Below are 10,066 nucleotides of genomic sequence, written 5' to 3' on the forward strand. Positions count from 1 at the left end.
GGAAAACATGGAACCATTACAAGAGAAATGTTTAGAGATGGCGGAATACTTTGTGTCATTTTGTAAGCAACATGAATTATTATGTTATTTATGCGGTGGTGGGGCCATTGGAGCACTTCGCCATAAAGGATTTATCCCTTGGGATGATGATTTAGATTTCTTTATGCCACGAAAAGATTATGAAAAACTCATCGAATTGTGGCCAAAAGAAGCAGACGCGCGTTATGTGATGTCAAACAGTGACGAACATTACTTAGACCGTAATTTGTTTGTGACGATTCGTGATAAAGAAACGACTTGCGTGAAACCTTATCAAGCGGACTTAGACGTACCGCATGGTTTAGCAATTGATATCCTGCCACTAGATTATTATCCAAAATCAGAATCAGCACGTAAGAAACAAGTTCGTTGGGCATTGATTTACTCATTGTTCCGTGCTCAAACAATCCCTGAAAAACATGGTGGATTGATGAAATGGGGAAGCTTATTCTTATTAGGATTAGTCCCAACGCGTTCATTACGCTATAAAATTTGGAGCAAGGCGCAGCGCGAGATGACAAAGTACACGCGTGAAGAAAGTGATGGGATCACTGAACTTTGTGCAGGGCCTGGATATATGAAGAATAAATATCCAATTGAAAGCTTTGAGTCTGCATTATTTGTACCATTTGAACAAACAGAAATGCCAATTCCAGTTGGATACGATGCTTACTTAAAAACAGCATTTGGTGATTACATGACACCACCTCCAGCAGATAAACAAGTTGCACATCATGATGCATTATTTGTCGATCTTGAAAATGGATATGAGAAATACAAAGGGGAGTATTATGGGAAATAAGAAAAAAATTCTTGTTTATTTATGGTCCTTTTCTCTTGGCGGAGGAGCCGAAAAAATCCTCTCAACAATCGTTAATCATTTAGATTTAGAAAAATATGACGTTGATATTTTAGAAATCGAACACTTTGATAAGGGGTATGAACCTGTTCCAGAAGGCGTTCGAATTCTAAAACCTTATAAGGTTAGAAAACATTCACGTTTTGTCGAAGCATTACTATGGAGAACTAGAATCTGGTTTCCAGACCTTGTTCGCAATCATCTGATTAAAGATGAATATGATATTGAAATCTCGTTTACAATTATGAATCCGGCATTTCCTTTTTCTAAACGACCAGAAGTGAAGAAGATTGCATGGATCCATGGAAGTATCGAAGAGTTCTTAAAACCAGAAAATGCAACTTACCGAGAAAATCATCGTCGACATTTAAAAACTGCCAATAATATCGTTGCAATCTCCAAGAAAACAAGAGAGTCGATCGAAACCGTCTATCCAGAGTTTAAAGAGAAGATTGTGACGATTTATAATGGTTATAACTTTGATGAAATCGTTCGAAAGTCTAATGAGCCTTATGAAGAAATTGTCGAGGAAAATAGTATTGCAGTCATTGGTCGCTTAGAATCAAAGAAAGGGACTGATAGAGCCCTCGAAGTTTTTCATCAATTACTCGAGGTAAGGCCGACAGCCCACATTTATTTTATTGGGAGTGGCGATCAGGAGGCACAATTAAAAGAAAGAACTGCCGAATTAGGATTGGAAGAAAGAGTTCATTTTCTAGGCTATCAGAAAAATCCATATCCCGTGTTGAAACGTGCAAAAGTACTTCTTTCAATGTCTCAACAAGAAGGTTTTTCTGGAGCCTTTGTGGAAGCATTGACGCTTGGAAAACCATTTGTCTCGACTGATGTTGGTGGAGCAGAGGAGCTGAGTGGAAACGGACAGTTTGGAACCATTATCCAAACGGATGAAGAAGCAGTGGCTGCTTTAAATGAAAGAATGAATGCATCTGTTGATACAAAAGCGATGGATGCTTATATTGAAAGCTTCACAGTAGAAGCGCAAATGAAACAGATATTGGAGATGTTAGAAAGGGAAGAAAATGAAAAAATCGACAATTAGTTTAAAAGGTTTATTATTTTTCGTTGTTGTACTGAGCGCCCTTATCTCCGGGATTATCTTTATCGTAGCGAGTGTTCAGTCAAATATAGTATTGCAATTGGGTGCAGTGATTCTCTTATATGTGACTGCGATTATCTATTGTTTACTCGATTTAAAATACTACATTATCCATTTTATGTTTCTATTAATGATTGGAATATTCTTGTTTAACCGGCCAATCATTTATTATATGAATAATGGAATTCTTCAAGAGTACTCGAAAGATACGTATCAGTTTTCGTTCACAGCGATTGCTATCAGTATTGTAGCAATTATCATTGGTGGAATGATTGGACGATGGATGGCTACAAGACCGAAAAAAACAGTGGATAAACCAGTAAATCAACGTTTCATCGATAAATTACAACGGGTCTCATTTATCGCATTTCTCTTTACGTATCCATTCTATGTGTTGCGTTTAGTAGAACGATATATGTTTAGACGTCAAACAACGTATTATGGTTATTACGCGAATTTCCAAAGTAAATTACCATACTTTACGTATTTATTATCAGCGTTTATGTTTTTCGCGCTTTGTACGTACTTAGCGACAAAACCAAGCAAGAAAAAATCATTATTCGTATTACTATTGTATATTGGTGCGAATGCTATTCATTTACTGATTGGAACACGGAATCCGTTCATTCTTGCCATTGTATTCTCATTTGTTTATTTCTTTATGAGGCACTATACAGATAAGAATGAGAAATGGATTGGACGCTTCGAGAAGTTCTTACTCGGAGCGGGGACACCTGTTTTAATGTTGGCGATGGGAGCACTAAACTATATTCGTGATGGTGCTTCTGTAAAAGGAACTAGTATTTCGGGGTTGTTATTAGACTTCTTATATAAGCAGTCTACGAGTTTTGGAGCATTATCAAAGGGATACCTTTATCACTCAGCGTTGCCAACGAGGGAGTTTAGAAACTTTACCTTCGGGCCGATTATTGAGTACTTTACACGAGGTTCTCTTGGGAATGTGTTGCTGGGGACTACTCCGTTTGCTAATACATCAAACAGTCTTGAGTTAGCGCTAGAAAGTAATAGTTTTGCGCATAATATTTCTTATATTGCGATGAACAAAGATTACCTTGGCGGACACGGAATCGGAAGTAGTTACATAATTGAAGTCTTTACAGATTATGGCTTTATCGGTTTAATTATTGCAAATCTTCTACTAGGAATGTTATTTGTTTCTCTAGTGTATTCGATGTATACTAGTAAAACACTAAGATTGATTCTTTCTCTTGTGATTTTAGGAAATCTTTTCTTTATGCCAAGAAGTAGCTTTACAGAAAGTTTCTACAGTTTATTTACAATGCAGTTTTGGTTCTTTATAGTAGTTCTGTTTATCGTATCAGGGTTGCTTGTAAAGAGAGTCGGTTATTATTCACATACAAAGGATGGTTATATTAATGTTTGAAAAATATTCATTTGCTGATCTGATTGCAAATACAGTAAAAAATAAGAAATGGAACTTGATTGGATTCATCGTTCTTTTCTTAGCGATGGCAGTGCCACTATCACTTAAAACAATCAACTCTACTGCAGTTGTAAGTGGAGAAGGAAGTTATTCTTCATATATCGTTTATAAAATCGATGCTCCAGATAGAACGGTTCGTTCAGAAAACTTTGCTAGCGAAAATCAATACAGTCAATTTTACATGAAATTGATTAGCTCAAATATGACTGGACCATATTTATTTAACGATGTAGACAGTAAGACAGTAGCTAAAATTGCTGGCGAAATCTCAAGTAATGAAACACAATTACGTAATTCAGATGCAAACTTCTGGGAACAAAAAATTATATATAATGCACTTGGAGATTCAACAGGGGTTTCTGTTAAAGTATTGACAAAAAGCTTAGAATTAAATCAATTGATTGAAAAGAAAATTGATCAATTAGTAAATTCATACAAAAACACATTTCCAAATGTAACAATTACGAAACTCGATACAGTACATTCGCAAGAGTTTGTTGGTGAATCAAAAACAGTTTCAAACTTCAGTGCTAAACGTTTAGTGACACAATTAGTAGCATTATTCATACTTGCAATTGCGATTGTCTTATTTATCAACTTTGCATTATACTTCTTTAACCCAACCTTAAATCGTGTAGGTGACTTCAACCAATACGGTGTTGAAAAAGTATTCGAAGTAGCAGCTGTTGCAGAGGTTGCAAAAGTTCTATCATTTATTCAAAATAAAAATGGAAATGTAGCAGTTACTTCATCAGATAAAGAATTACTTGAAAAGTTAAGAAATCAAGTAAACTTTGAAGGGGTTACGGTCATTGAGAATAATGATCTTATCGATGCTAATGAACAAAAAGTGGTATTCGTTGAAGAGTTAGGAATTTCTCGCTATAAGAAACTTGAAAAAGAATTACAAGTAGCTCAAAACTTCGATAAAGAACTTGTCGGTATAATTGCGGTTAAATAATAGAGAATATGTTTAAACAGAAGGATTCCTGTCCTTCTGTTTTTTTGATTTATATAGCTGAGAGTATGATTTCATGATATAATGAGATGATTATGGAAGGAGAGAATGTGTTGACAACTTTATCAGAATTAGAAATTAAACAAATCGAAATCGAACTATTAGATGCAGTCGACGAGTTTTGTAAAGAACATAAGATTGAATACTTTTTAAACTATGGAACGTTAATCGGAGCTATTCGTCATAAAGGCTTTATTCCTTGGGATGATGATATTGATTTGATGATGTCGAGAGACAATTATGATCGTTTTGTAAAAGAATTTACTCATCCCCGTTTTAAGGTTCTATCACTAGAAACTGACGAGAAATATTACAATAACTTTATTAAAGTCGTAGATACGAAAACTGTTGTTGAGGACACAAGAAATCGTAAGACGTATGAAACGGGAATCTTTATTGATATTTTCCCATATGATCGTTTTGATGATTTTTCTTTAGTAAAAAAAACATATGATTTAGAGAGTTTTAAATTATTATCGTTTAGTAAACATGAGAATATTGTCTATAAGGATAGTGTATTAAAAGACATTATTCGTACGATATGTTGGACAGGACTTACTTTTGTTTCACCCCGTTATTTTGCGTATAAAATTGACAAGTTAGTCAGAAATAATACTGTTCCAAACGGGAAATATGCGGGTGTTTTAGCTTCAAAGGCTAAAGAACAAGAGATTATGGCTCCAGAAGTGTTTGAAGAAACGATTGAAGCTGAATTTGAAGGGAAAATGTATCCTGTTCCGAAAGAATATGATGTGATTTTAACACAATTATATGGGGATTATATGCAATTGCCCCCTGCTGAAAAACAAGTAAATCCACATGGGTTAGTTGTTCGATTTAAGGAGGAAGTATAGTGAAGCAGTATCTATCAAAAGAAGAATTGAAAGACAGTCAAATGAATATTTTGAAATTTATTGACCGAGTCTGTAAAGAAAACGACATTTCTTATTTTGTTAATTATGGGACACTTTTGGGCGCCATTCGTCATAAAGGATTCATTCCTTGGGATGACGATATTGATATTTGTCTTTATAGAGAAGACTATGATCGTTTTTTAAACGTTGTGAAAGAGCTGAAGGATGAACGATATAAAGTGTTAGATTATGACTCTTCAGATTGGTATTTCCAAAACTTTGCCGTGATTGTCGATGAATGGACAGTAGTTGAGGATAATATTAAAGTGAAACCTCATGACACGAGTGTATTCGTAGATGTCTTTCCTGTGGATCGTGTGAATGATCTTAAAGTTGCGGATAAGGGACTCTTAATGGCGACATTAAGAATGATTGCCTATATCAAATTACCGTATGTGCAGTACGGAGATAGTAAACTAAAAGATCTCTGTCGCAAAATTATGTGGTATTTATTAAGAGCTGTGAACCCACGTTATTTTGCAAAACGAATTGATCGATTAGTAAAAAAATATAGTGATCCGAAAGGACAATATGAAGGCTTAATTGGTTGTAGTAAAGATGGACGAAAAGACTTCTTCCGTGCTGGAATATTTGAAGAATTAATTGAGGCTCCATTTGAAGATATGATGGTTCCAATCCCTAAAAATTATGATGAATTTCTAACACAATTTTATGGGAATTATATGCAAATTCCTTCTCAAGAAGAGATTGACTATAAGAGCCATGGAATTAAAGCTTATTGGAAAGAAAAATAGGAATTACTAAGTTTTTCTTTTGATTTTTTAAAACATCTATCGATACTTCTTTAGATAGTGTAGGATAGGGTAAAAACGATAAAAAGGTGTGACTTATGAAGAATATTAAAGTGAATGCAATTGCGAATTTAATGCTACGTGTATTAAATATTGTGTTCCCATTAATTACAGGTCCTTATATCGCACGTATTTTAAGTAAAACCGATTATGGGTATTTCAATATTACCAATACGTTTATCGGTTTATTTATTCCGTTTGCGACATTAGGAATCTATAACTATGGTATTCGTGCGATTAGTAAGGTGAAGTCTGATAAAGATGCGATTAATCGTACTTTCTCGCTGTTATTTTATATTTCGTTAGTCTGTACATTAGTAACAACATTGGCGTACTTCTTAATCACGTTTTCGATGGAGGGAACGCCGCTTTTAAAGACTTTATACTATGTGATGGCTATCCAAGTATTCGCTCAATTTTTAAATATTGAGTGGATGAACGAAGCGTTTGAGAACTATACATTTATTTTGTATAAAACTTTAGCGATTCGTATTTTAATGCTTGTTTCTATTTTTGCATTTGTACGAAGTGAACATGATATTGTTGCTTATGCGCTTGTGATGTCACTTGTGACAATGATTAATTATCTAGCAAGTTTCTTATGGATTAAGCGAGAAGTCAAATTTGTAAAAGTATCTATGCTCGAAGTGAAGCGCGTTATTCAACCGTTAATAGCAATCTTACTTCTTGCTAACGCCGGAATGCTTTATACGTACTTAGACCGTATGTTCCTTTCTGCGGTGGCATTACCAGAGGACGTATCGTATTATACGATTGCTCAAACTCTCGTGTTTTCCATTGCGGGGGTTGTCAGTGGAGCGATTAGCGTAAGTGTGCCACGGTTGGGATATTATCTAGGGATTAATGATTATAAAGCATATGATGAGCTTGTAAATAAGGGCGGACGTATTTTTATGTTCTGTATTATTCCGATATCTTTTGGTCTAGCTGTGTTAGGGCCACATGCGACGATTCTTTATGCTGGAGAGCGCTATTTAGATGCAGGAACTAGTGTAATATTATTTGCTCTCCGTTCGACTCCTTGGGCATTAGCTTTAATTTTAGAAAATCAAATCATTTTCGTTCAAGGCTATGAAAACCGCCTAACGGTTATTTATTTTATTGGCGGGGGAATCAACTTAGCTTTAAATTCATTATTGGCATACAATCATATTGCAAATCCAGCATATTATATAGTAACGACGATTATTGCTGAATTAGTGGTAATTGCGTTAGATATGATGCTTATTCGACGAAATAATCTCTTTAGAATGCGTAAATTATTAATTCATACAGGAAAATATATGCTGTATGCAAGTGGATTTTTTGTCATTGCATATTTGATTTCTGTTATCCATCCTATTGAATGGATTGTTAACGGAGCACTACTCGTGAATATTTTGGCGACGATTGTGTCTTGTGTCATATACTATATTGTTGTATTAGCGCTTGTTAAAGACGAAATCTTTATTAGTGGTTTGCAAACTATTAAAAATAAGGTGTTCAAGAAGAAAGGGTAATTATGTCAGATTTAATTAGTGTCATTGTTCCTGTATACAATGTTGAACAGTATTTAGAAAAATGTGTCGACTCAATTAAAAATCAAAGTTACCCACATCTTGAGATTTTATTGATTGATGATGGTGCAACGGATAGTAGTGGTCACTTATGTGATACTCTTGCAGAGTCAGATTCAAGGATTAAAGTTTTTCATAAAGAAAATGGAGGTCTTTCAGATGCACGTAATTTTGGCTCGCAACATGCAAGTGGGGCATTCATCCTTTTCCTTGATTCAGATGATTATATTCATCCTCATATGATTGAAAGTTTATATGGGCAAATGATAAAAGAAGATGCCGACGTTTCCGTGTGCAATATTATGAATGTCTATGAAACGGGAGAGTCTCCGCAGTGTGTAGATCCTGACTTATATTTTGTGATGAACACAGACGAATTCTTGAAAGAATATCTTGTTGGGAAATTAGTACCAGGAAGTATTTGTAATAAATTGATTCGAAAAGAAATTGCGGCTCAACTGCAATTCCCAGTAGGAAAGATTTACGAAGATGCGTTCTATCATTTTGATTTAATTCAAGTGGCTCATAAATATGTGGTGAATACTAAACCATATTATTATTATTATCATCGTGGAAATAGTATTACAACATCTACATTTAGCAAACGTGATTTCAATTATATTGAGATTTACACTAAATTTAGTCGTTACGTAGAAGAGCAATATCCTGATTTACAGGAAGAAATGTTTTTTAGATTATCATATGCTTACTTCTTTATATTTGATAAGTTACTTCATGTAGAGGAATATCAAAAATTAGAAGAATATAAAGTTGTACGTGGTTATTTAAAACAAAATGCATTGAAAATTGCTAGAAATCGAATCTTCCAAAAAGGAAGACGTCTTGCTGCATTATTCTTAAAAGTGAATGTAAGACTTTATCGCTTTGTAATGTTGGCAAATGAAAGAAAAACGAAACAGATACACTAAAAGATATTGGATGGGTTATAGATGAAGAAAATTAAGGCGTTTCTCTTAGCCTTTGTGCTTTCGATTGTGACCGTAATCTTGATTGTAATGGGGATTAAGATTTATAATCAACAATTTACAACAGATGAAAACAATACGGTTCGTTATAATTTCAATTACGCGAAGTTTAAAAATAGAGAACTTTTAGAAAAGAATATCGATAAAGATACATTAGTAGTTCTAGGGTCCTCTGAATTATCTGTGGGATTCGATGAACCGTATCATTATACAAGCTTATTTAACTATCGTGATTTTCATATTATGCCGATTGGTGGAGGAAACTTCCAAAATATAATTCAGGCGTTTACGCTTGGTTCCATCGGAGATAGTATTGTCAATAAGAAGTTGGTTATCAGTGAATCGTTCGGGTGGTTTGATCAATATGGAATTGATCCAAAAGCGTTCATCAGTCGTATTTCAACAGAACATATGTATTACGCATTAAAGAACGAGAATCTGAAATTGGAAACACGGACAAAGTTGATTAACAGAGCTATTGAATTAGCTAAAGATAATTCAGTCTTAAAAGAACGATTTGAACGATTTAAGCGTGTGCTTATCGATGGAGAAGGAAACTTTTGGGATGAATTTCTCGTAAAAATGGATGTTGAAAAATCTGATTTAATTACAGAAACAAAATTTAGTATTTATAGTAAGGTGAAACTTCGTCCTTATTCAGGAGATGTGACACCTGATTATAATTGGGATGAGCTCTTAAAAAATGCTGAAGCAGATGCTAAAGAGCGAACAAATAATAATGAGTTTGGAATAGAAAACAATACTTTCGATAAGAACATCAAAAATAATATGGAGAAACGAAAAGGAAAAGATTATTTCTATAAATATTCGGATTCTCCAGAGTATAGCGATTTTGAATTGTTACTTGAAATTGCCAAAGAGCTTGGGTTAGATGTTCGTGTGATCAACTTCCCGATTAATGGAAAGTGGAACGATTATATTGGAGTGGATGCGGAACAACGTAAAATCTATCGTGAGAAGTTGACGAATATCGTTCAATCTTATGGTTATACTATCTTCGACTTAGGGGATAAGGAATATGAACCATATTACATGTACGATACCGTTCATCCAGGGTGGAAGGCATGGATTGAAGCGTCCAGAGATTTATATCAATTTTTTAAACAATAAAAGTAAAGTTTAAGAATTGATAGGTGTCCAGAATTCTATATTATTGAAGCGTTCTTTCTCAATTAGTTTTGATGAGGAGATTTAAGAAGGAATTAAGTAACAAATTGTTGCGGCTCTTTGTCAAATAGAGTTGATGAAGAATTTTAGG

9 protein-coding genes are annotated in these 10,066 nt (G+C 34.3%); all 9 read left to right on the forward strand.

Annotated features, from left to right (window positions below):
• Positions 1 to 7: 7 nt before the first annotated feature.
• The 9 genes from O3798_RS03450 to dltD all read left to right on the forward strand — a co-directional run bounded on the left by O3798_RS03450 (position 8) and on the right by dltD (position 9,918).
• Positions 8 to 841, forward strand: a complete 834-nt coding sequence (locus O3798_RS03450; RefSeq protein ID WP_371463300.1) for a phosphorylcholine transferase LicD — start codon at positions 8 to 10, stop codon at positions 839 to 841.
• Positions 831 to 1,958: a glycosyltransferase gene (locus O3798_RS03455; protein ID WP_048714033.1), complete on the forward strand. Its 1,128-nt coding sequence runs from the start codon at positions 831 to 833 to the stop codon at positions 1,956 to 1,958. The genes O3798_RS03450 and O3798_RS03455 overlap by 11 nt, the downstream gene beginning before the upstream one ends.
• Positions 1,939 to 3,420 (forward strand): O-antigen polysaccharide polymerase Wzy family protein, encoded by a 1,482-nt coding sequence (locus O3798_RS03460; protein ID WP_371463302.1) that lies wholly within the window; start codon positions 1,939 to 1,941, stop codon positions 3,418 to 3,420. Before O3798_RS03455 ends, O3798_RS03460 begins: the two co-directional genes overlap by 20 nt.
• Positions 3,401 to 4,441 carry a hypothetical protein gene (locus O3798_RS03465; RefSeq protein WP_371463304.1) on the forward strand — a complete coding sequence of 347 codons (1,041 nt, stop codon included), beginning with the start codon at positions 3,401 to 3,403 and terminating at the stop codon, positions 4,439 to 4,441. Before O3798_RS03460 ends, O3798_RS03465 begins: the two co-directional genes overlap by 20 nt.
• Before the next feature lie 110 nt (positions 4,442 to 4,551).
• Positions 4,552 to 5,352, forward strand: a complete 801-nt coding sequence (locus O3798_RS03470; RefSeq protein ID WP_371463306.1) for a phosphorylcholine transferase LicD — start codon at positions 4,552 to 4,554, stop codon at positions 5,350 to 5,352.
• Positions 5,353 to 5,393: 41 nt separating this feature from the next.
• Positions 5,394 to 6,167: a phosphorylcholine transferase LicD gene (locus O3798_RS03475; RefSeq protein ID WP_371463311.1), complete on the forward strand. Its 774-nt coding sequence runs from the start codon at positions 5,394 to 5,396 to the stop codon at positions 6,165 to 6,167.
• A gap of 95 nt (positions 6,168 to 6,262) precedes the next feature.
• Positions 6,263 to 7,744 carry an oligosaccharide flippase family protein gene (locus O3798_RS03480; protein WP_048714049.1) on the forward strand — a complete coding sequence of 494 codons (1,482 nt, stop codon included), beginning with the start codon at positions 6,263 to 6,265 and terminating at the stop codon, positions 7,742 to 7,744.
• Positions 7,744 to 8,730 (forward strand): glycosyltransferase family 2 protein, encoded by a 987-nt coding sequence (locus O3798_RS03485; protein ID WP_048714051.1) that lies wholly within the window; start codon positions 7,744 to 7,746, stop codon positions 8,728 to 8,730. The genes O3798_RS03480 and O3798_RS03485 overlap by 1 nt, the downstream gene beginning before the upstream one ends.
• A 21-nt stretch (positions 8,731 to 8,751) precedes the next feature.
• The gene (gene dltD, locus O3798_RS03490) at positions 8,752 to 9,918 is read left to right on the forward strand and encodes a D-alanyl-lipoteichoic acid biosynthesis protein DltD (RefSeq protein ID WP_048714054.1); all 1,167 of its coding nucleotides are present in this window, start codon (positions 8,752 to 8,754) and stop codon (positions 9,916 to 9,918) included.
• Positions 9,919 to 10,066 lie beyond the last annotated feature (148 nt).

Origin of the sequence: Granulicatella sp. 20925_1_45, from assembly GCF_041433555.1 — a bacterium.
In the GTDB taxonomy this organism is placed as follows: Bacteria; Bacillota; Bacilli; order Lactobacillales; family Aerococcaceae; genus Granulicatella.